Origin of the sequence: Rhizobium sp. CCGE 510 (genome assembly GCF_000292525.1) — a bacterium.
GTDB lineage: Bacteria > Pseudomonadota > Alphaproteobacteria > Rhizobiales > Rhizobiaceae > Rhizobium.
In genome coordinates, this window is the sequence record NZ_AEYF01000045.1 from 364,495 (window position 1) to 384,228 (window position 19,734).

The 19,734-nt window shown below is 60.2% G+C and carries 19 protein-coding genes; 8 read left to right on the top strand and 11 right to left on the bottom strand.

Going from position 1 to position 19,734, the window contains the following annotated elements; translation table 11 throughout:
• Position 1: 1 nt before the first annotated feature.
• The 7 genes from RCCGE510_RS25800 to RCCGE510_RS25830 all read right to left on the bottom strand — a co-directional run bounded on the left by RCCGE510_RS25800 (position 2) and on the right by RCCGE510_RS25830 (position 7,352).
• Entirely contained in the window at positions 2-898 is an 897-nt protein-coding gene (locus tag RCCGE510_RS25800; protein ID WP_007634871.1) for a branched-chain amino acid ABC transporter permease, read from the bottom strand.
• Positions 898-1,812 carry an ABC transporter ATP-binding protein gene (locus RCCGE510_RS25805; protein WP_007634873.1) on the bottom strand — a complete coding sequence of 305 codons (915 nt, stop codon included), beginning with the start codon at positions 1,810-1,812 and terminating at the stop codon, positions 898-900. The genes RCCGE510_RS25800 and RCCGE510_RS25805 overlap by 1 nt, the downstream gene beginning before the upstream one ends.
• Before the next feature lie 113 nt (positions 1,813-1,925).
• The gene (gene sfnG / locus RCCGE510_RS25810; protein ID WP_007634875.1) at positions 1,926-3,035 is read right to left on the bottom strand and encodes a dimethylsulfone monooxygenase SfnG; all 1,110 of its coding nucleotides are present in this window, start codon (positions 3,033-3,035) and stop codon (positions 1,926-1,928) included.
• Between the two features lie 32 nt (positions 3,036-3,067).
• On the bottom strand, positions 3,068-3,640 hold the full coding sequence (gene msuE / locus RCCGE510_RS25815) for an FMN reductase (protein WP_007634879.1): 573 nt from the start codon (positions 3,638-3,640) through the stop codon (positions 3,068-3,070).
• Positions 3,641-3,970: 330 nt separating this feature from the next.
• Entirely contained in the window at positions 3,971-5,113 is a 1,143-nt protein-coding gene (locus RCCGE510_RS25820) for a Xaa-Pro peptidase family protein (RefSeq protein WP_007634881.1), read from the bottom strand.
• A 77-nt stretch (positions 5,114-5,190) separates the two neighbouring features.
• On the bottom strand, positions 5,191-6,240 hold the full coding sequence (locus RCCGE510_RS25825) for a LacI family DNA-binding transcriptional regulator (protein ID WP_007634883.1): 1,050 nt from the start codon (positions 6,238-6,240) through the stop codon (positions 5,191-5,193).
• Between the two features lie 218 nt (positions 6,241-6,458).
• Positions 6,459-7,352 carry a class I SAM-dependent methyltransferase gene (locus tag RCCGE510_RS25830; protein ID WP_007634885.1) on the bottom strand — a complete coding sequence of 298 codons (894 nt, stop codon included), beginning with the start codon at positions 7,350-7,352 and terminating at the stop codon, positions 6,459-6,461.
• Between the two features lie 370 nt (positions 7,353-7,722).
• Between RCCGE510_RS25830 and RCCGE510_RS25835 the strand changes: the two genes are divergently transcribed.
• From RCCGE510_RS25835 to RCCGE510_RS25865, 7 genes are all read left to right on the top strand, one after another.
• Positions 7,723-10,044, top strand: coding sequence for an alpha-L-rhamnosidase (locus RCCGE510_RS25835; RefSeq protein ID WP_007634887.1), 2,322 nt, complete (start codon positions 7,723-7,725; stop codon positions 10,042-10,044).
• Positions 10,045-10,081: 37 nt separating this feature from the next.
• On the top strand, positions 10,082-11,365 hold the full coding sequence (locus tag RCCGE510_RS25840; RefSeq protein ID WP_007634889.1) for an extracellular solute-binding protein: 1,284 nt from the start codon (positions 10,082-10,084) through the stop codon (positions 11,363-11,365).
• Positions 11,366-11,431: 66 nt separating this feature from the next.
• On the top strand, positions 11,432-12,310 hold the full coding sequence (locus RCCGE510_RS25845; protein ID WP_007634891.1) for a sugar ABC transporter permease: 879 nt from the start codon (positions 11,432-11,434) through the stop codon (positions 12,308-12,310).
• Positions 12,307-13,134, top strand: a complete 828-nt coding sequence (locus RCCGE510_RS25850; RefSeq protein ID WP_007634893.1) for a carbohydrate ABC transporter permease — start codon at positions 12,307-12,309, stop codon at positions 13,132-13,134. Before RCCGE510_RS25845 ends, RCCGE510_RS25850 begins: the two co-directional genes overlap by 4 nt.
• A 3-nt stretch (positions 13,135-13,137) precedes the next feature.
• On the top strand, positions 13,138-14,115 hold the full coding sequence (gene ugpC, locus RCCGE510_RS25855; RefSeq protein WP_007634895.1) for a sn-glycerol-3-phosphate ABC transporter ATP-binding protein UgpC: 978 nt from the start codon (positions 13,138-13,140) through the stop codon (positions 14,113-14,115).
• A gap of 126 nt (positions 14,116-14,241) precedes the next feature.
• Entirely contained in the window at positions 14,242-14,490 is a 249-nt protein-coding gene (locus RCCGE510_RS25860) for a hypothetical protein (protein WP_007634897.1), read from the top strand.
• Positions 14,487-14,909 carry a type II toxin-antitoxin system VapC family toxin gene (locus RCCGE510_RS25865; RefSeq protein WP_007634899.1) on the top strand — a complete coding sequence of 141 codons (423 nt, stop codon included), beginning with the start codon at positions 14,487-14,489 and terminating at the stop codon, positions 14,907-14,909. The genes RCCGE510_RS25860 and RCCGE510_RS25865 overlap by 4 nt, the downstream gene beginning before the upstream one ends.
• An 89-nt stretch (positions 14,910-14,998) precedes the next feature.
• Here RCCGE510_RS25865 and RCCGE510_RS25870 read toward each other — a convergent pair whose 3' ends face one another.
• The 4 genes from RCCGE510_RS25870 to RCCGE510_RS25885 all read right to left on the bottom strand — a co-directional run bounded on the left by RCCGE510_RS25870 (position 14,999) and on the right by RCCGE510_RS25885 (position 18,393).
• Complete coding sequence (locus RCCGE510_RS25870) at positions 14,999-15,349, bottom strand: type II toxin-antitoxin system RelE/ParE family toxin (RefSeq protein WP_007634900.1); 351 nt, start codon at positions 15,347-15,349, stop codon at positions 14,999-15,001.
• 2 nt (positions 15,350-15,351) lie between these two features.
• On the bottom strand, positions 15,352-15,603 hold the full coding sequence (locus RCCGE510_RS25875; protein WP_037079950.1) for a transcriptional regulator: 252 nt from the start codon (positions 15,601-15,603) through the stop codon (positions 15,352-15,354).
• 96 nt (positions 15,604-15,699) lie between these two features.
• The gene (locus RCCGE510_RS25880; RefSeq protein ID WP_052029497.1) at positions 15,700-16,992 is read right to left on the bottom strand and encodes an FAD-dependent oxidoreductase; all 1,293 of its coding nucleotides are present in this window, start codon (positions 16,990-16,992) and stop codon (positions 15,700-15,702) included.
• Between the two features lie 3 nt (positions 16,993-16,995).
• Positions 16,996-18,393, bottom strand: a complete 1,398-nt coding sequence (locus RCCGE510_RS25885; protein ID WP_037079711.1) for a PLP-dependent aminotransferase family protein — start codon at positions 18,391-18,393, stop codon at positions 16,996-16,998.
• A 238-nt stretch (positions 18,394-18,631) separates the two neighbouring features.
• Here RCCGE510_RS25885 and RCCGE510_RS25890 point away from each other — a divergent pair, with 238 nt between their 5' ends.
• Positions 18,632-19,714 (top strand): ABC transporter ATP-binding protein, encoded by a 1,083-nt coding sequence (locus tag RCCGE510_RS25890; RefSeq protein WP_007634908.1) that lies wholly within the window; start codon positions 18,632-18,634, stop codon positions 19,712-19,714.
• The last annotated feature ends 20 nt before the right edge of the window (positions 19,715-19,734 follow it).

The following is a 19,734-nucleotide window of genomic DNA, read 5'->3' on the forward strand; positions in this document are numbered from 1 at the left end:
ATCAGACCCTTTCCACGAGCTTTTGCCCGAATAGGCCGGACGGGCGGATGAGCAGGAAGCCGAGTGCCACGACATAGGCGATCCAGCCTTCAATGCCGCCGCCGAAATATTCGCCGATGTAGACCTCCGCGAGCTTTTCGGTCGCGCCGATCAGCAGGCCGCCGACGATCGCCCCCAGAATGGAATCGAAACCGCCGAGGACGAGAACGGGGAGCGCTTTCAGCACGACCAGCGACAGAGAGAACTGGACACCGAGCCGCGCTCCCCACAACAGACCTGCAACGAGCGCCACGACACCGGCTGCGGCCCAGACGGTCGCCCAGATCCACGGCAGTTTCAGTCCGACCGCAAGCGCGGCGAACTGATCGTCGGCGACCGCGCGGAACGCCAGGCCAATTCGGGTGTAGCGAAAGAAGGCCGAGAGTGCCGCCACCATCGCTGCAGCGACTGCCGCAGCAAACAAATCGAACTGGCTGATGAACACGCCGCCGACATCGAAAGGAATATCCTCGATCCCGAGCTCCAGGCCGTGGACCTGCGTGCCCCAGATGAGTTGTGCCGCGCCCTCGATGATATAGGAGAGCCCGAGCGTCGCCATAAAGAGCGTAATCGGCGGCTTATTGGTCAACGGCCGCAGCACGGTGCGCTCGATGGCAATGCCGATCAGCACCATGACCGCGAATGTCAGAATGAGCGCCAAGGCGAAGGGTACGCCGCGCTCGACCAGACTAACGAAGGTCAGCGCGGCAAACAGCAACATCGCTCCTTGCGCGAAATTGAGGACGCCGGATGTCTTGTAGATCAGTACGAAACCGATCGCGACGAGCGAATACATCACGCCGGACAGCAAGCCGCCGACCAGCACTTCGATCAGGAACAGCCAGTCGAAATCCGCCATCAGATACCCTCCCCGTCCTCGTTTTCCGCAGCGACGCCGAGGTAAGCCTCAATGACGCGCTGATCGGCGCGGATCTCATCCGGGGTCCCGTCGGCGATCTTGCGGCCGTAATCGAGGACAGCGATCCGGTCGGAAAGCTGCATGACCACGCCGACATCGTGCTCGATGAGGATAATGGTTGTTTGATACTGATTGCGGGCAGCGCGAATGAATTCCGCCATGTCGGCCTTTTCCACCGCAGTCATGCCAGCCATCGGTTCGTCGAGAAGCAAGATCTTCGGTTCCGCCACCAAGGCGCGCGCAAGCTCCACCCGCTTTTGCAGGCCGTAGGGCAGCGTGCCCGCCAAACGATGACCCACATGGTCGAGATGCAGGAATTCAAGCACACGGCCGGCACGTTCGCGTGCATCCGCTTCTTCGCGCCGCGTCCGTCCAAGACCGAGGATCTGCCCAGCAAACGTCGAGCGCACGGTATAGGCTCGACCGGCGATCACATTATCGATGACGCTCAAGCCCTTGAACAAGGCCAGGTTTTGGAAGGTGCGGGCGACACCGAGCGAAGCTAGCCGTTCGGTCGGCACATGCCGGTAGGCGTTGGGGCCGATGCTGACATGACCGCGGTCGGAGCGATAGACACCGCTGATGACATTGATCAGCGAACTCTTGCCGGCGCCATTCGGCCCGATGATGGCGCGGATTTCTCCTGCAGCAATGGTGAGATCTATATCGACCAGGGCCGTGACCCCACCGAATGACAGGCTGATCCCGTGCAATGCGAGAGCACTGGTTTTTTCGCTCTGCTGCGGCCCGCCCGCCTTGCCGGTGCTCTGCGGCAATAGGCGGGCAATCTGGACACCGGTGCCCTGAGGCGCGCCACTCTCCAGCACGTCAAGGGAATAGGTCGCGGCGGGCATTCGGTGTCCTCCATACGGGCGTGAACGCAGCGCACAACTCCCTGTAACGTGGGCCGATCGGCCCACGCGCCGGTGATGCGTCGCTTGCAAGAGATATTCGAGGCCGCTGAGCCTTATTCGGCAGCCACTGCCTGCGCCTTGGCGGTCTCTTCGAGTTCGCGGACGAGCGGAATCACATGCTCACCGAAATAGGCGACCTCTTCCTGGAAATGCAGGAAGCCGAGCAGGATCAAGTCCGCACCTGCCCGCTTGAGCTCGACGATCCTTTCCGCGACCTGCCGGGGTGTGCCGATAAGGTTCGAGCGGAAGCCGTCATTATATTGAACGAGATCCTCGAAGGAAGACTTCGCCCAGTTGCCCTCGCCTTCGGGCGAGGCCTTGCCGGCGTTCTTCACCTCATGCCCGAAGGCGTTTACCGCTTCGGGATTGGCCTTCTCGATGATTTCGGCGAGAACCGCCTTGGCTTCCTCCTCCGTCTCGCGGACGATCGCAAAAGCGTTGACCCCGACCCGGACGGAATGCCCATTGGTCTCGGCCTTCGATTTAAGGTCGTCGACCTGCTTGCGAATTTCAGCCGGCGTATTGCCGTTGGTGAAGTACCAGTCGGAGACGCGTGCCGCCATATCGCGCGCCGCACGTGAAGAGCCGCCCTGGAAGATTTCCGGTTGCGGATCAATCGGCTTCGGCTTCAGCGAATAATCGTTGAAGCGATAGAAATCGCCGCGGAAGGTGAAGTTGTCTTCGGTCCAAATGCCGCGAAGCGCGCGAATGAACTCCTCCGACCGACGATAACGCTCGTCATGGTCGAGCCAATGCTCGCCGATGGCGGTGAATTCGCCGCGGAACCAGCCGCTGACGATATTGACGGCGACACGCCCATTGGTCAGGTGATTGATGGTCGCAATCTGCTTGGCGGCGAGAGCAGGATTCCAGGGACCGGGCAGGATCGCCGCGATTACCTTCAACGTCGTCGTCGATTCAAGCAGGGCGTGGCTGAACGAAACGGACTCGTGCTGAAATTCCGCGCCGTAACCTGCGGTGAACCGGATCTGGCTGAGGGCATAGTCGAAACCGCTCGCCTCGGCGATCTGCGCAAGCTTTCTATTGTATTCGATCGTCCAGCTTGTGCGCTGCTCGATGTCCGAAATCACCAGGCCGCCCGAAACATTCGGCACCCAATAAGCAAATTTGACCGGATCGTTCGAAGCATTGGAAAAAGTCATGTAAGGCTCCCTCTTGAATTTCGTTTTATGCTCTAAGCCGCCAATCCGCTGCGCTTGCCCGTGAGCGTCGCTTCGGTATTGGCCGCCGGCATGATTGCCGCGATCTCCTCGATGGCTCGGTCGATGCGCTCGAGGACGGCAAGATTTGTGAGTTCGTGACTGGCGAAGTCGTCCTCGAGCGCATAGACCGCGGTCGGGACGGTCATTGCATTGAAGAAGCCGAAGAGCGGCCGCAATTGGTGCTCGAGCATCAGGCCGTGCAATGGCGTGCCGCCCGTTGCGGCCAGGACAACGCGCTTGCCCGCCAGTGTTCGATAGTCGACGAGGTCGAAGAGGTGTTTGAGCGCGCCGCTGTAGGATGCGCGATAGACCGGCGACCCGACGATGATGATATCGGCGCCCTCGACCGCAGCGATGATCGCCTTGCCTTCGGTGTCGAGCTGATCCGCTCGAAGCGCACGAAACAGCACCGGGGCTGCGTCGACAAGCTCGATGGACTGCAGGTGGCCACCAATGCGCTGCCGCAGGCGATCGGCGATAACACTCACCAAGGACGCCGTCCGGGACGGTCTTTTGACATTGCCGCTGAGCGCTAGGATGTTCATGGTGCAGGCGTTCCCGTGTCTGATTAATTTAATCTATATATTTAGTGATCTAATGGGAGGCGAAGATGTTCTAATCTTCGCCGAAAAGCGGATCGAATTGCCGTAGCAACGAGCAGATTTCCGGAAGATTTTTCTCAAGAGGCGTGGGCAAGACACAGCAAGTCGATGCCTGCGAGGCCGTGCCTCAGCCGCCGCATCGCCGGTCCATGCGCCGCGTCGCCGGGCAAACCTGCGTCAAACCGGCAAAGCCTGCCAAAAACCAAGGGCCAAAGAGTCACAACGTCTGGCCGAGGTCCTCGCTGCGCCGAGCAGTTAAAACATGGCGCCCGCTCACGAGAACGGCTCGGTTGGTCCCGTCGCGGGATTGGTGAACCAGCGCGGTCCCTCGGCGGCCATGTAGATATGGTCCTCCAGCCGAATACCGAATTTCTCGGGAAAGACGATCATCGGCTCGTTGGAAAAACACATGCCGGCGGCAAGTGGCGTGTCGTTGCCGCGAACGATGTAGGGATCCTCGTGGATCTCCAATCCGAGCCCATGACCGGCGCGGTGCGGCAAGCCCGGCAGGCGGTAGTCGGGGCCGAGGGAATGTTTGGCAAGCACCTTGCGGGCGGCATCGTCGAGGCTCGAGCAGGCGGCGCCGATCCGGGCGGCGTCGAAGACGGCCTGCTGTGCCTCGCGTTCGATCCACCAAGCGCGTTCGAAGGCGCTGTTGCCGCCCTCCAGCATATAGGTTCGGGTGATATCGGAATGATAACCGTCGATCCGGCAGCCGGTGTCGACGAGGATGACGTCGTCACGGCCGAGGACCTGATCGCCGTCGGCGCCATGCGGAAGCGCCGTCGCGGCGCCGAACGAGACGATGCAGAATGTCGAGCCGGCATCGGCGCCGGCCTGGCGATGCCGACGATCGATGAAGTCGACCACTTCGGATGATTTGATGCCGGGTTTCAACAGCGCATGCACCTGCCTGTGGACGTCGATCGTCAGGTTCATCGCATATTGAATGAGCGCGATCTCGGCGGCCGATTTGATCCGACGCAGGTCGCGGATCAGCCGTCCGCCATCGACAAGCCTTGCCGCACCCATCGCCGCTGCCATGGCGTGAAAGAAGAAAAGCGGTAACCCATCATCGAGGGCGAGCCTGCCTCCTTGGCCGACAAGGCGCGCGATGAGAGCAGCGCTGCTCTCCTCCTCCTCCCAGATCAGCATTTCCCCCGGTAGATGCGGCAGGGTTTCGACGCGGCTGCGCTCGAAACCGGGAACGATGTAGGAAACGGCCGTCGGCGTAACGAGGGCGCCGAGAAACCTTTCGCTCGGATGCCACACGAGCCCGGTGAAATAACGCAGGCTTTCGGTCGATCCGAGAAGCATGCCAGCCAATCCGTGGGCTTCGATCAATTGCCGAAGCCTGCTGAGGCGGCTCTGCCGCTCCTCGTCGGTTATGCGGGGGACCGGGTGCTGCCACGACATTTCGTTTTCCTGCTCTTGCTGCGCGTGCTGACGAGACCGGCGAGTGCGGCCAGCCGCTGCCGTCTCACCTATCAGCGCTATTTCGTATCGGACCGGGCCAGGCTGGTGCGGCTGACCAGCGACGGTGTCTGGAGAATATGCTCGGATGCGGTGCGGCCTTCAATTCTGGAAATAAGGGCCCGGGTGGCGACCTGGCCGAGTTCCCTGCCCGACTGATCGATGCTGGCGAGATTGACAAGACCAAGGGCTGCGGTCGATGAGTTGTCGTATCCGATGACGGCGAGGTCTTCGGGCACGCGCACGCCCATCTCCATCGCCAGGCTGAGAAGGGTGATGGCGTCGAGATCGCTCCAGCAGAACACGGCGCGCGGCCTGTCTTTTCTCGCCAGAAATTTTCGCATCGCCTCTTCCCGCTTTGGCGAGGCCATGGGGATTTTGCCGATGGGCGCGGAGGCGCCCAACCCGCCGCGTTGCATCGCCCGGCGGTAGCCGATTTCGCGCTGACGGACGACGGAGACCGCGTGCCCCTCCCGCTCGCCGAGGCTCAGCATTTCAATGCCGCGATAGCCGCAGGCAAGAAGCGCTTCCACCGCGATTTCCGCCCCGCGCTGATCGTCGGCATTGACAGTATCGAAGGCCGTGGCGCTGGCATCGTGGTAACCGACCGCGACAATCGGTATCTGGACCGCGAACTTGGCGAGGATTTCCGAGGGCAAGCGCGGCGCCACGAGGACAAGGCCGTCCATCTTGTAGTCGACCATCGACTCGATCAACGACGTCTCCAACTGCACGCGCGCATCGCTGACGCCGATCATCGCCTGATAGTGCGACGGCGCCAGCACCCCGTTCACACCGGCGATCACTTCAGGAAGGAAGGGATTGCGGATATCGATCAACAGGACGCCGATGGTGAAACTGCGGCCGCGCAAGCCCCGTGCCGCCCGCGAAGGGCGATATCCGAGCACTTCGATGGCATCCGTCACCTTGGCGCGCAATGCCTCGCTGACGCCGTAGGCGTTTCGCATCACCTTGGAAACCGCCGCGACCGATACTCCTGCATGGGCTGCTACAGTCCGGATCGTCACGCGATCGTTTCGTTGCAGCTTTTGTCTGTCTTCGATGGACATGAAATCTCTGGCTTGCGGCTGCGAGTCGTCAACAATCGCGCCCGCGGAACCACCATGGCAGACCGGCAACGAAATTTCTATTACACTTCCTAAAAAAATGTAGAACGTTATATGGAGAACGTTCTACACTTCATCGGGAGCATTTGACGAACTTTCAGACGGCAGCCATCAGCGGAAAGTCTGAGTCCGCTTTCAATGGACGTGCCTGAACGGATGATTCAAGGGCCTTCATAGAATCTTCCGTAAATTTCTTCGCCGTAGTGAGAACCTGTTTCGCCGGCGCTACGAGTGCGCAAATAGATGGCGCGGTATTCCCTGTCCCAGTCGGTCCGCGATATCATCGCGTCTTCAATGCCTCGTGCCACCATCGACGGCACTGCACCTTGCAGAACAAAAGATAAATAATAATTCAAATACTTTTTCCTGCACACGTAGGCCTTAATATCCGTCACCATAAACACAGCCAGATCCGGATTTGCTGTATATATATATTTATATATTGCCGGTAGAACCTGGGAATAATTCAGATTGGTGTAATCGTCAAAGACAGCAATACCTCCTGGCGACAAGAGTTCATTGCACATTTTAATTTCCTGAAATGTGGTTCTATAAGCATGACTGGAATCGACATGTATGAACCGGCAATTCTTCCGGAGCTTCTTATAGTCCGGATAGCGCGAGCGAAACTCCTCCGATCTGCAGCGGATAAATTCCATGTCGGGATTTATTGCCCTTATTTTTTCCACTTCCAGGTAGTCGGCAACATCAACGAGAACGAACTTTTCCGATGGCCTGACTCGTGGCGCAATGATTGCGGCGGAGCGGCCTTTGTAGGTTCCAAACTCAACAATGCTACCTGAGATTTCGGGATTTGATGACTGAAGTGATAGCAAACTATCCATTGCGGCCATTGAAAACGGGGAAAGCATCCCGTCAATCTGATCTGCAACATTTCGCGAGGACAGGAACCGCTCTGCGTCGGATTGAACTGCCGTTCCATCCCACGCAAGCAGGTTCTTATGGCTGGGACTTCTACGACTTCTGATTGCCTCAATTATGGGCTTTGGCAGCACCGTTTTGGCCGCCGATATAATGTGCTGCTTCGTAGACACCCGATACTCCAAATCTTCAATAGTAACGTGTATGAAAATTCGACTTAACTCAGTTTAGCGCGAGAGGCAAAAGGGTTTACGAAACGAGGCCGCACATTTCGCTACGAGTTCGCATAAAGTGCGCCATAGGTCTCTTGCGCCACTGTGAGTAAGCCTAGGCCCGGTGGCAACCTGGCCGAGTTCCCTGCCCGGCTGATCGATGCTGGCGAGATTGACAAGGCCGAAGGCTGATGACGGCGAGGTCGTCAGGCACGGGCACATCGAACACGGCGCGCGAGGCCTGAGACCGGCAACGAAATTTCTATTGCACTTCCTAAAAAAATGTAGAACGTTATATGGAGAACGTTCTACACTTCATTGGGAGCATTTGATGAACTTTCAGCCGGCAGCCATCAGCGGCAATCTCGTTTCGCGCGCCTGGTCGGGAGAGATGATCGCGCCGCTCTCGGATGGCGGTCAGGGAACCGCCGCGAGCTTCGTCTGCAAAACCTTCGAACATGATGGCGCCGGGCTTCCGGTCGAACTGTTCATCTCCGCACTTGGCCTTTACCGCTGCTTCATCAACGGCGCCCGCGTCGGCGACGATCTGTTGACGCCAGGCTGGACGAACTACGACGATCGCATTGCCTATCAGCGATACGATGTCTCGCACCTGCTCAAGTCGGGCCCGAACCGCATCGAAATCTGGCTTGCCGACGGATGGTACCGGTCACCTTTGATGTGGGGCGCCAAAGCGATCCCGAACACCTGGGGTGACAGGATCGGCGCCATTGCCGATCTGCTCGGACCGGGCGGCACCGTTCTTTGCACCGACACCACGTGGCGCAGCGGCGTTCTGCCGATCTTGAAATCGGGAATCTATTTCGGCGAGATCTACGATGCCCGCGCGGAAAACCGCGTCGAGACCCATGGCACCGAGAGATTGCCATTCGACAACGGCCTGCTCGTCGCACATGAAACTGCGGCAGTGCGGGAATTGCAACCGCTCGCCCCTGTTGAAAGCTGGACCGACGACGATGGCAGGACCGTCTACGATTTCGGCCAGAATGTCGGTGGTTATATCAGGTATACGGTCCGGGGAGCTGCCGGCGCCGAAGTGCGGGTGGAGCATTCGGAAGTGCTCGGTCCCGATCGCCATTTCGACAATCGCAATTATCGCACGGCCGTGGCGCAGACCGCCTATACGCTGCGCGGCGACGGCGACGAAACCTATGCGCCGCATTTCACCTTCCACGGCTTCCGTTATGCCAGAGTGACAATCAAGGGCGATGCTAAGGTTGTCGCAATCGCCTCCATCCCGATCTCGTCGGTGCCTGAGCCGGCCGGCGGTTTCACCTCGGGCAATGCGCTCGTCAATCGCCTCGTTGAGAATACCATCTGGTCACAGCGCGCCAATTTCGTCGAAGTACCCACAGATTGCCCGCAGCGCGACGAACGCCTGGGCTGGACCGGCGACGCCCAGGTGTTTGCCGCAACCGCATGCTGGCTGAGCGACAGTCAGTCTTTCCTCCGGAAGTATCTGCGCGATGTGATGGCCGACCAGCGCGAGGACGGCGCCGTCTCGCATTTTTCGCCGGATCCGACCCGTCTGCATCCCGCTGATTTCCCGGGCTATGCCGGCTCGACCGGCTGGGGCGATGCGATCGTCGTCATCCCCTGGGTCCTCTATACCCATTACGGCGATCGGGCCGTCCTGGCCGAGTGCCTAGATTCCATGGTCCGCTGGGTCGATTTCGTCTGGTCGATCTCGGATGGGCCGCTGGTGCGCCCTCCATCCCGCTGGGGCGACCGCGGCTTTACCTTCGGCGATTGGCTGCAACCGGTCGGCGACAACCGCAAACCGCGACCGACAATCGCCGACGATTGCGCGGCCACACTTTATCACTTCATCTCGACCGACCTTCTGGCCAGGATTGCCGCCGTTCTCGGCGAACACGAGCTTGAAGATCAGATGAAGCGGCGCGCCGGCGAGATCCGGCAGACATTCGCCAACGAGTTCATTACCCCGGCCGGCCGGCTGGCCCATAACGACCAGACATCCTATGCGCTGGCCTTCCTCCACGACCTGATACCGGCCGAGCATGATGAGGCCGCCCGGCAGCATTTCCGGCAGGTGATCATCGACGCCGACTACAAGATCGGCACCGGTTTTATCGGCACGCCAGCCCTGCTGCCGGCGCTGACGAAGCTCGGAATGGACGATCTCGCCGAAAAGGTCTTCCTGCAGGAGGATGTGCCGGGTTGGCTTTATCAGGTCTCGAAGGGGGCGACGACGATCTGGGAGCGTTGGGATTCGATGGCGCCCGACGGCACCATCTACGAGCCCGACATGAACAGCTACAACCACTACGCCTATGGCGCCGTCTGCCAATGGCTGTTCGAATGCGTCGCCGGAATTTCGCCGAGCCCGAATGCGCCGGGATTTGCCGAGGTGGTCGTCGATCCCGCGCCGATTCCGTCCCTTTCGCCGGTTTCAGCCCATCATGACGTGAGCCAGGGCCGCATCGAGGCCGGCTGGCATTGCACCGGCAACGACGTCACCTATGTGCTGACGCTTCCGGAGGGATGCACCGGTCGGTTCCGGCCCGGACGGCGGCACCAGAACCCGTTGCTCAACGGAGAGCCTGTCGCCGAGGAAGCCGTTCTTCCCGCGGGAACGCACCAGCTGTTCTTTTCTCTAGCCAATTCTTGAAGAGAATACACGTCACATCGTTCAGAGGAGGAACGTCATGACACATTCGATAAAGCGCATTCTCGCGGGCGCATCCGCGTTTCTGGCCTTGGCCGCGGCCAGTCCGTCGCATGCGGAAGTCACGCTATCCTTCCTGATCGACAACAACCCCGACACGGTCGCCGCCGCCGAGGCATTGGTTGCCGCTTACCAAGCCAAGGCGCCCGACGTGACGATCGAGATCGAGCAGCGAGCAGGCGGCGGCGAGGGTGACAACATCATCAAGACGCGCCTGGCGACGAAGGAAATGTCCGATGTGTTCCTTTACAATTCCGGTTCGCTCTTACAGGCGCTGAAGCCCGCGCAGACGCTTGTCGATCTGAGCGGCCTGTCGTCGCAGGCGAAGGTGGACGAAGGTTTCAAGTCGGTGGTCCGCGCCGATGGCAAGGTCTACGGCGTTCCCTTCGGCACGGCGATGGCGGGCGGGATCCTCTACAACAGAAAAATCTATCAGGACCTCGGCCTCTCGGTTCCAAAGACATGGGCGGAGTTCATGGCGAACAACGCCAAGGTCAAGACATCAGGCAAGGTCGCCGTGGCGCAAACCTATCGCGACACATGGACCTCGCAGTTGTTCGTCCTGGCCGATTATTACAACCTGCATGCCGCCGTTCCGAATTTCGCCGCCGACTATACCGCCAATAAGGCGAAATATGCCGAGACGCCTGCAGCGATGAAAGGCTTCGAACGGCTGAAGGAAGTTCACGACGCCGGCCTGATGAACGAGGACTTCGGCGCAGCGAGCTACGACGACGGGCTCAGAATGGTGGCGACCGGCGAGGCGGCGCATTATCCAATGCTGAGCTTTGCCGTCGGCGCGCTCAAGCAGAATTATCCCGAGAACCTCGCCGACGTCGGCTTCTTCGCGCAGCCGGCCGACGAGGCGGCGACCAATGGCCTGACGGTCTGGATGCCGCCGGCCCTTTACATTCCCGTGACCAGCCAGCACGCCGAGGAAGCACGTAAATTCGTGGATTTCGCCGGAAGCGTCGAGGCCTGCAAGATCATGGTGGAAACCAACGCCGTTCAGGGGCCTTCGCTGATCGATGGCTGCGACCTGCCGGCCGACGTACCGCCTGCAATCAAGGACATGCTCCCCTATTTCGAAGCCAAGGACAAGACGACCCCGGCGCTGGAATTCGTGTCGCCGATCAAGGGGCCTTCGCTCGAGCAGATCACCGTCGAAGTCGGGTCGGGTATCCGCCAGCCCGCCGACGCAGCGAAACTCTATGACGACGATGTGCGCAAGCAGGCCAAACAGCTCGGCCTGCCCAACTGGTAGCGGTCTTTCGGGCCAGTTATCCTCGCTCCTGATGGAGCGAGGTTCCACCCGATCGAAGAGATAGATATGACCGAGACACGCCCCCGCTCGCGCAAATCGCCCTACCCGCTGTGGTTTTTCATTCCCGCCGCGATCATCTACGGCGTGCTGTTTCTGTTTCCGACGATATCGTCTCTCTGGTTCAGCCTGACGCGCTGGGATCTTTCGACGGCCGAATTCATCGGGCTCGAAAACTTCCAGCAGTTCTTTTCCGAACCGTTCCTGGTCAAGGGGCTGGTCAACACGCTGATCTATGCCGTAACGACATCCGGCCTGAAGACGGTCTGCGGTCTGCTGCTGGCCGTGTTGCTCACCAGCAATATCTTCGCCCGCGGCTTCCTGCGCACGCTGGTGTTCTTCCCCGTCCTGGTCTCGACGATCGGCATCGGCATCACCTTCACGGTGATGATGCATCCGACCAAGGGCATCATCAATGTCATGCTCGAGACGCTCGGCATGCCGGGACCTGGATGGCTCACCAATCCGGCGCTCGCGCTTTTTTCGGTGGCCCTGGTCGATGTCTGGAAGGGTGTCGGCCTCGCCACGCTGATCTTCATCGCCGGGCTTGCTGCGATCAGCCCCGATTATTACGAGGCCGCGAGAATTGACGGCGCCACGCGTCTCCAGCAATTTTTCCGGATCACCCTGCCGCTCGTGCGTCCTGCCACCGTCATTGTCGTGACGCTGTCGCTGATCGGCGGGCTTCGATCCTTCGATCTGATATGGGCCATGACCCGCGGCGGGCCTGGTTTCTCCTCCGATGTGATCGCCTCGGTGATCTACAAGCAGTACCAAGCGGGCTTCTATGGTCTGTCGACGGCCGGAAACGTCATCCTGTTTGCGCTGATCGCCGCCATCATCCTGCCGTTCACCCTATGGTTCAACCGGCGCGAGGTCGTTGAATGAGAAGCCTCCGCCCTTATGTAACCGGCGCGATAGCCCTTGCGGTGGCGGCCGTCATCTTCGTCATGCCATTCGTTTTCGTCGCTCTGCAGGCGGTCAAGTCGAAATCCGAAGCGTCCCGGCTCGATTTCGAATTGCCCGAGCATTGGCTGTTCTGGGATAATCTGATGGCTGTCTTCAAGGCGCGCGACTACCAGCTCGTGCTCGCCTATTTCAACTCCACCCTGATCACGGTCGCCTCGGTCACGATCCTGATCCTGCTTTCGGCAATGGTTGGATATGTCATGCAACGCCGCAAAACCGCCTGGAACAAGGTCGCATCGGTCGCGCTTTTCATGGGTCTGATGATGCCGCCGGCCGTCGTTCCGACAATCGGCCTGCTACAGGAGATTGGCCTCTTCAAGACCATGACCGGGATGATCCTGATCCAGGTCGCCTATAATCTCTCCTTTTCGATATTGCTCTACCGGTCGTTCATCTCGACCATACCGCGCGATCTCGACGAGGCGGCGCTGATCGACGGTGCCAAGCCCCGGCAGATCTTCTTCAGAGTGATCCTGCCGCTTCTGAAGCCGGTGACGGTCACCAATATCGTCGTGCAGTCGATTGCGATCTTCAACGATTTCACCAATCCGCTCTATTACCTTCCCGGCAAGGAGAACGTGACGGTGCAGCTGACGCTCTACAATTTCCAAAGCATGTACACGAGTCAGTACAATCTGCTTTTCATGAACATCCTCCTCGTGACGATCCCGCCGCTGATCGTCTTCATCTTCTTCAACCGGCAGATCGTCGCGGGCATGACGGCTGGCGGCGTAAAGGGGTAGCAAATGGCTGAGCTCACTCTCAAACAGGTTCGCAAGAGCTTTGGCGCCCTCGAAGTCATCAAAGGGGTCGATCTCGAGGTTGCCTCCGGCGAATTCGTCGTTTTCGTCGGCCCGTCGGGATGCGGAAAGTCGACGCTGCTACGCATCATCGCCGGCCTGGAGGACACGACCTCGGGCATGCTGACCATCGGCGGCAAGGACGTAACCTATGCCGAACCCTCCGAGCGCGGCATTGCCATGGTGTTCCAGAGCTACGCGCTCTATCCGCATATGACCGTCGCCGAAAATATCGGCTTCGGCCTTTCACTCGCTCGCCGCCCGAAGGCGGAAATTGCCGCCAAGGTCGCGGCGACAGCTGAAACGCTGCAACTCACCCAGTTCTTGGAGAGAAAGCCAAAAGCCCTCTCCGGCGGCCAGAGGCAGCGCGTTGCCATCGGCCGGGCGATCATCCGCGATCCCAAGGTCTTCCTATTCGACGAGCCACTCTCCAATCTCGACGCTTCGCTCAGAGCCCAGATGCGCCTCGAGATATCAGATCTGCACGCCCGCCTGAAATCGACGATGATCTATGTCACCCACGACCAGGTCGAAGCCATGACGATGGCGGATAAGATCGTCGTCCTGAATGGCGGGGTGGTCGAGCAGGTCGGCAGCCCGATGGAACTCTACCGTAACCCCGCGACACCCTTCGTCGCCGGCTTTATAGGCAGCCCGAAGATGAACCTCTATGGCGGCGAGACGGCGCAGCGGTTCCGCTGCACGACCTACGGTATCCGTCCCGAACATATCAGGCTTTCGGAAGGCGCCGGGCAGTGGCAGGGAAAGATCCGGCATGTCGAACGGTTGGGCGCCGACGCGATCCTCTACCTCGACGTCCCCGAGCTCGGCGAAATGGTCGTGCGCGCCGAAGGCGAGACACCGTTTGCGCCTGGTATGACGGTCTGGGCAAATCCGGTCGAAGGAGCGGAGCATCGGTTTTGAGAGTGGCGAAACGCGCCATTCTAACTCATTTTTTGCCACGCACCCGCTTTTCCAAACGCTACTACGCCACCTTGTAGATCTGCGATCAATGATTAATATGCGATCATTGATGAATGGAGGAAAGAGATGGCAAGCATGACGATCCGCAATCTCGATGACGGGCTTAAGCGGCGGCTGCGCATGCGCGCCGCAACACATGGCCGCTCCATGGAAGATGAAGCCCGGGATATTTTGCGAGCAGCGCTTGCGACCAGTGAGCCCGTGGCGCGCAATCTCGCAGATGCGATTCGCGCGCGTCTGCTTTCGATCGGCGGCATCGAACTCGACATTCCACCCCGCGAGCCAATCCGTGAGCCTCCGGACTTCGCCGCATGATCGTTCTTGATACCAATGTCATTTCGGAGCTGCTGACGCCCGTCCCGAATGCGGCAGTGATCGGCTGGCTTGCCGCGCAGCATCCTACGTCGATCTTTACGACAACCGTCACCGAGGCGGAGATCCTTTATGGACTGCGCCTCCTTCCGGAGAGCCGTCGCCGACGCAATCTCGAGGCAGCGATTTTGCCGATATTCAGCGAGGATATTGGCGGCCGCGTCTTGCCATTTGATCGCGACGCTGCAAACGTCTATGCCAGTATCGCCACCGACCGCCGCAAGGCGGGCCGGCCAATCAGCCAGTTCGATGCCCAGATTGCCGCCATCGCCATTTCGCGTGGCGCTTCGCTTGCGACTCGCAACGTTTCCGATTTTGCGGGAATCGACCTTCAGGTCGTCAATCCGTGGAAAGACAAATAGCGGCCCGAAGCGTGAGCGGTTTTCGGGCGTAAGCCGCCCGGCCTAAAATCATCCCGTTCCGAGGCAGGAGCAAACCAACCGACGCCGCGTCACGGTTGTTTGTTTAAGAGAGCCACCAAGTCCTCTTTAAGCCGAACCGGCAGATTCATCCGCTCGTGAAGAATGCTCATGACACCGAGATCACTATTCTGAAGCTCACGGAAGAACACATAGTGATGCTCGTAGCGGCCGAAATAGGCCGAACGCTTGATGTCTTCCGGCACCACCAGTCGTTGCGGGAGCTGCCGCCAGATCAGCCGATCCTCGCATAGGCGCTGCAAATAAGCATGCAGCCCGAGAATATACGCGTCCGCCTGCCTTTCTCCCCACGCCTCAAATGTATCGCGCCAAATCTTGTCCTGCGCGGCGTCAGCGCGTGGATAAAATCGATAAGCCGCCATGGCTATCGACGTTTATTGCGGCGGATGACGTCTTCAGCCGACACGGCGACAAACTCGCTGTCGTCGGCCCGCATTGCTGGCGCAAGCTCCTTCTGCAGCGTATCCCACGCCTCATCACGGCTGTGCAAGTCGCGGCGAATAAGAGCACGAATATACTCGCTGGCATTTTCATAGAGGCCGTCGTCACCGACCTGCTGCTGGATATGATCCTGCAACTGCCCACTGACCTTGACATGAATGCTACCCGACGCCATCGGCATACCCTTTCATTCCTACTTACCATGGGTAGCGTAGCATATATTGTCAATATTCATCACATCAGCCTTCGGACAGCTGGAGCTCTCGGTGGCTCAAAACCGATCGGGACGCAACCGCGTCAGATCGATGGCCGGGCTCTGTCCAGCAACCAGCTGAGACACGAGATAACCAGTCAAGGCCGACAGCGTCAGGCCGAGATGGCCGTGGCCGAAGGCATAGGTGACGTGTGGCATGCGGCAGGAGCTGCCGATGACAGGAAGTGAATCCGGCATGGATGGACGAAAGCCCAGCCACTCGTCGCTCCCGTCCCCGGCCGACGGCAGGAGCTTATTCACGCCTTTGCGGATCATCGCGGTCCGCCTGGGGTTCAAAGGAGCGGCAAGCCCGCCGAGTTCGACGGTTCCGGCCGCGCGCAATCCGTCCGCCATCGGCACCATGTAGAAGCCGTGCTCGGGATAACAGACCGGGCGCGACAAAAGATGACCCGCCTGCGGGAACAGGACGTGATAGCCGCGCTCGGCGTCGAGCAGGACGCGATCACCTGTCGATGCGATGAGCTTGTGCGAATGGGCGCCGGCAGCGACGACGGCGTGATCCGCAAGCATTGCCTCGCCCGCGATCCTGAGGCCGATGCCGTCATTGCGCGGTTCGATTGCCGCGACCTCGCCGCAGACGATGTCTCCTCCGCCGTATAAAAAAGCCTGGGCGAGCGCGAAGGCGAGTTGTTTGGGGCTGGAAAACACATAGGCGTCACGGAATAACACGCCCTTGTGGTAGAGCGGTGCAAGATTGGGCTCGATGCTGCGGATATCGGCTTGGTCCAACCGATCCATGGCGACGCCATGGCGTTCACGCAGATCGTTCTCGGCATCGGCCGCTCGGAATTGCGCTTCGGTCTTGTAGAGATAAAGGCAGCCGTCGTGCCGCTTCAACCGTTCGGCGCCCGCCTGCATCAGAAGCGGTTGCCAGGCGGCATCGGCATGAGACAGCAGCACCGCCAATGTCGCGGCGATCCGCTCGACCTCGGCCTTCGTGCTCGATGCCAGGAAGGCACGTAGCCACGGGACCAGTTGCGGCAGGTATTTCCAGACGATTGCCAGCGGACCGAGCGGATTGAGCAGCATGCCCGGCACGCGCCAGATGACGCCTGGTGTCGCGACGGGGACGACGCCGTGCGGCGCAAAAGTACAGGCATTCCCATAGGAGCAGGCCTGCCGATAGGACGCGTCGCCCAATGGCGGCGCCGGATCAATGATCGTGATCCGGTGCCCCATCCTCTGCAGCCAGAGAGCCGAGCAGAGGCCAACCAGCCCTGCGCCGACCACCGCCACATGCCGCCGTTCGGCGTCGGGCAAGGGTGAAAGCTCGGGGAGCGGTGTGTGCATGGCCTAAACCAAGCCGGCCAGAGCGCGGGGACGATCGTTCAGTGTGGCGGCGATGATGCGCAGGGCCGTTGCCAGTTCGTCCCGCGACGATGCGCAGCCGACATTGACGCGAACGGCATGTTCGACCGGCTGGCGGTCGCAGGCAAAGGCCGTTGCGGCCATGACCGCAACGCCGTGAGCGCGCAGATTGGCGGCAAAATCCTCGCATCGCCATGGCGCCGGCAGTCTGAGCCACAGAAACATGCAGCGCGGATCGGCGGAGAAGGAATGGCCGGCAAGGATCGTCGTGACGATCGCGTGGCGCGCCCGCAGTTCCGCAAGCTGAGCCTTCAGGATCGCTTCGGCCGTACCGTCCTCCAGCCAGCGAGTCGCCAGCAGCAGCGGCAGCGGAGAGGGCATCCACGCGGTCGTGCGGACCGCCTCGGCAGAGAGCAGCGCGCGGCCGGGCGGGCAGGTCAGATAGCCAACGCGCAGCCCCGGCGCCAAGGCCTTGGAGAGCGCGGAAATGTGATAGGTCCTCGCCGGCGCAAGCGTGATCAGGGCGCTCGCGCGAGTTCCGAGCATCGGCCCATAGACATCGTCCTCGATGATGACGAGATCATGCTTTTCCGCCACCTCGACCAGTTTCCGCCGGCGCGCCTCGCTCATGGTGACGACCGTCGGGTTGTGCATCGAGGGAACCGTGAAGACGGCGCGCACCGCCTCGCGGCTGCAGATGTCGTCCAGTTCTGCCGCCGACATGCCTTCATCATCACTTCCAATGCCGATAATGCGGAAGCGGAACATTTGGGCAAGCGCGATCAGGCCATAATAGGTCAGCCGGTCGCAGACGATGGTGTCGCCGGGCTCTATCAGGCTGCTGATGACAGCCAGAAGAGCATGCTGGGCACCGCTGGTGACCACGATATCATCCTCGGACGGGTCGAAGCCGTTGAGCCCTATCCATTTCTTCGCCGCGTGGCGTGCCCAGGCAGGCCCTTCCGGCGGCTGGTACTCCTGCATCTGGCGGAAGCGTTTGTCCGACGAAAGGTCCGGCAGGGACTGGGCGAGGCGCTGCTGAAAATCGTCGACGGCAGGCCGGTTGACCGTCAGGTCGATGATACCGGCCGGGCTCGCCGCCCGGTCGACCCGCGGCATGGCGCCGTCGCCGATGACGATCGTGCCGCGCCGGGTGCTGCCCATCACAAGATTGAGGTTCTGCAATTCGCGGTAGGCGCGCGTGACCGTGGAGACATTGAGTGACCGCTCCCGTGCGAGGTCACGTTGTGGCGGCAACTGGCTGCCCGGAGGCAAGGCGCCCGAGCGGATCCTCGCCTCGAGCTCGCTTGCAAGCTCCAGATAGGCCGGCATTCGCGCTTCCCGCTCCTGATTTGTCCGGTTTACTTGCGATATCTCAGACATACAATTCCTGTAACGGGGATACAATTTTCATGTGCATCATGAACCGTATTGGCTACCCGTGCTGCGATTCAAAGTCGTTTTGTGCCACATAGCACGCTTTTCCAGTGTTTTCGAGATCTACAACCACCACCATACAAAATTATTTGTGTGGCTTGACAAGCAGAAATAGACCGAGACAATATAGGCTGGCATCGAGACAAAGAGGCAGGGACCCGGCCGATGCAAACAGGAGGAATTCATGAGCGAACGCTTCATTGCTTTCGAAGGCGTGCGTAAATCCTATGACGGCGTCAGCTATGTCGTGCGCGGCCTGAACCTCGATGTTGCGAAGGGCGAGTTTCTGACCCTTCTCGGCCCCTCCGGCTCCGGCAAGACCACGACACTGATGATGCTGGCGGGTTTTGAGGCTCCGAGCAGCGGAAGCATTACCCTTGCCGACACCAGGATCGACAGCGTTCCGCCGCATCGCCGCAATATTGGTGTGGTCTTCCAGAATTACGCGCTCTTCCCGCATATGACGGTCGGCGAGAACGTCGCCTTTCCGCTGAAAATGCGCCGGCTCGGCAAGCCGGAGATTGGCGAACGGGTTCGCCGCGCGCTCGATATGGTGCGCATGGCGAGTTTCGAAACGCGTCGGCCCAACCAGCTTTCGGGTGGACAGCAGCAACGCATCGCGCTTGCCCGCGCTCTCGTCTTCGAACCGCAGCTGGTGCTGATGGACGAGCCGCTCGGTGCGCTCGACAAACAGCTTCGCGAACATATGCAGCTAGAGATCAAGCATCTGCATGCCCGCCTCGGCATCAATGTCGTCTACGTCACCCACGACCAGAGCGAGGCACTGACCATGTCGGATCGTGTCGGCGTGTTCAATGACGGCATCCTGCAGCAGATCGCGCCGCCGCATGCACTCTATGAGACGCCTGCAAACCCATTCGTCGCAACCTTTATCGGCGAGAACAATGCGATATCGGGCGAGGTCGTCGCGATCGACAATGCGGTCTGCCGAATTCGCGCGCCCGACGGTTCGATCATCACCGGCCGTGCCGGAGAAGGATTGAAGCAAGGCGCACGGGCAACTCTGGTTCTCAGGCCCGAGCGGATTCAGCTGGTGCCCGCAGCCGACATTGCAAACCGGTTCACGGCCACGCTCAAGGAAATCATCTATCACGGCGATCATGTGAGGTTGCGCGTCTCAGCCTGCGGCTGCGACGACATCTTTATCAAAGTTGCCGCCGCCCAGGACATTCCGGTTCAGGGCCTAGGCTCGCATGCCCTCATCGGCTGGGCGCCGGAGGATTGCCGCGCACTCGCGCTCTCCTGACCGGGTATTGATTCTTTCGT

What these genes read in the sequence shown, in the direction of transcription:
- RCCGE510_RS25800 (WP_007634871.1), bottom strand. Translation starts at nt 898, where the DNA reads ATGGCGGATTTCGACTGGCTGTTCCTGATCGAAGTGCTGGTCGGCGGC.
- RCCGE510_RS25805 (WP_007634873.1), bottom strand. Translation starts at nt 1,812, where the DNA reads ATGCCCGCCGCGACCTATTCCCTTGACGTGCTGGAGAGTGGCGCGCCT.
- sfnG (WP_007634875.1), bottom strand. Translation starts at nt 3,035, where the DNA reads ATGACTTTTTCCAATGCTTCGAACGATCCGGTCAAATTTGCTTATTGG.
- msuE (WP_007634879.1), bottom strand. Translation starts at nt 3,640, where the DNA reads ATGAACATCCTAGCGCTCAGCGGCAATGTCAAAAGACCGTCCCGGACG.
- RCCGE510_RS25820 (WP_007634881.1), bottom strand. Translation starts at nt 5,113, where the DNA reads ATGTCGTGGCAGCACCCGGTCCCCCGCATAACCGACGAGGAGCGGCAG.
- RCCGE510_RS25825 (WP_007634883.1), bottom strand. Translation starts at nt 6,240, where the DNA reads ATGTCCATCGAAGACAGACAAAAGCTGCAACGAAACGATCGCGTGACG.
- RCCGE510_RS25835 (WP_007634887.1), top strand. Translation starts at nt 7,723, where the DNA reads ATGAACTTTCAGCCGGCAGCCATCAGCGGCAATCTCGTTTCGCGCGCC.
- RCCGE510_RS25840 (WP_007634889.1), top strand. Translation starts at nt 10,082, where the DNA reads ATGACACATTCGATAAAGCGCATTCTCGCGGGCGCATCCGCGTTTCTG.
- RCCGE510_RS25845 (WP_007634891.1), top strand. Translation starts at nt 11,432, where the DNA reads ATGACCGAGACACGCCCCCGCTCGCGCAAATCGCCCTACCCGCTGTGG.
- RCCGE510_RS25850 (WP_007634893.1), top strand. Translation starts at nt 12,307, where the DNA reads ATGAGAAGCCTCCGCCCTTATGTAACCGGCGCGATAGCCCTTGCGGTG.
- ugpC (WP_007634895.1), top strand. Translation starts at nt 13,138, where the DNA reads ATGGCTGAGCTCACTCTCAAACAGGTTCGCAAGAGCTTTGGCGCCCTC.
- RCCGE510_RS25860 (WP_007634897.1), top strand. Translation starts at nt 14,242, where the DNA reads ATGGCAAGCATGACGATCCGCAATCTCGATGACGGGCTTAAGCGGCGG.
- RCCGE510_RS25865 (WP_007634899.1), top strand. Translation starts at nt 14,487, where the DNA reads ATGATCGTTCTTGATACCAATGTCATTTCGGAGCTGCTGACGCCCGTC.
- RCCGE510_RS25870 (WP_007634900.1), bottom strand. Translation starts at nt 15,349, where the DNA reads ATGGCGGCTTATCGATTTTATCCACGCGCTGACGCCGCGCAGGACAAG.
- RCCGE510_RS25875 (WP_037079950.1), bottom strand. Translation starts at nt 15,603, where the DNA reads ATGGCGTCGGGTAGCATTCATGTCAAGGTCAGTGGGCAGTTGCAGGAT.
- RCCGE510_RS25880 (WP_052029497.1), bottom strand. Translation starts at nt 16,992, where the DNA reads ATGCACACACCGCTCCCCGAGCTTTCACCCTTGCCCGACGCCGAACGG.
- RCCGE510_RS25885 (WP_037079711.1), bottom strand. Translation starts at nt 18,393, where the DNA reads ATGTCTGAGATATCGCAAGTAAACCGGACAAATCAGGAGCGGGAAGCG.
- RCCGE510_RS25890 (WP_007634908.1), top strand. Translation starts at nt 18,632, where the DNA reads ATGAGCGAACGCTTCATTGCTTTCGAAGGCGTGCGTAAATCCTATGAC.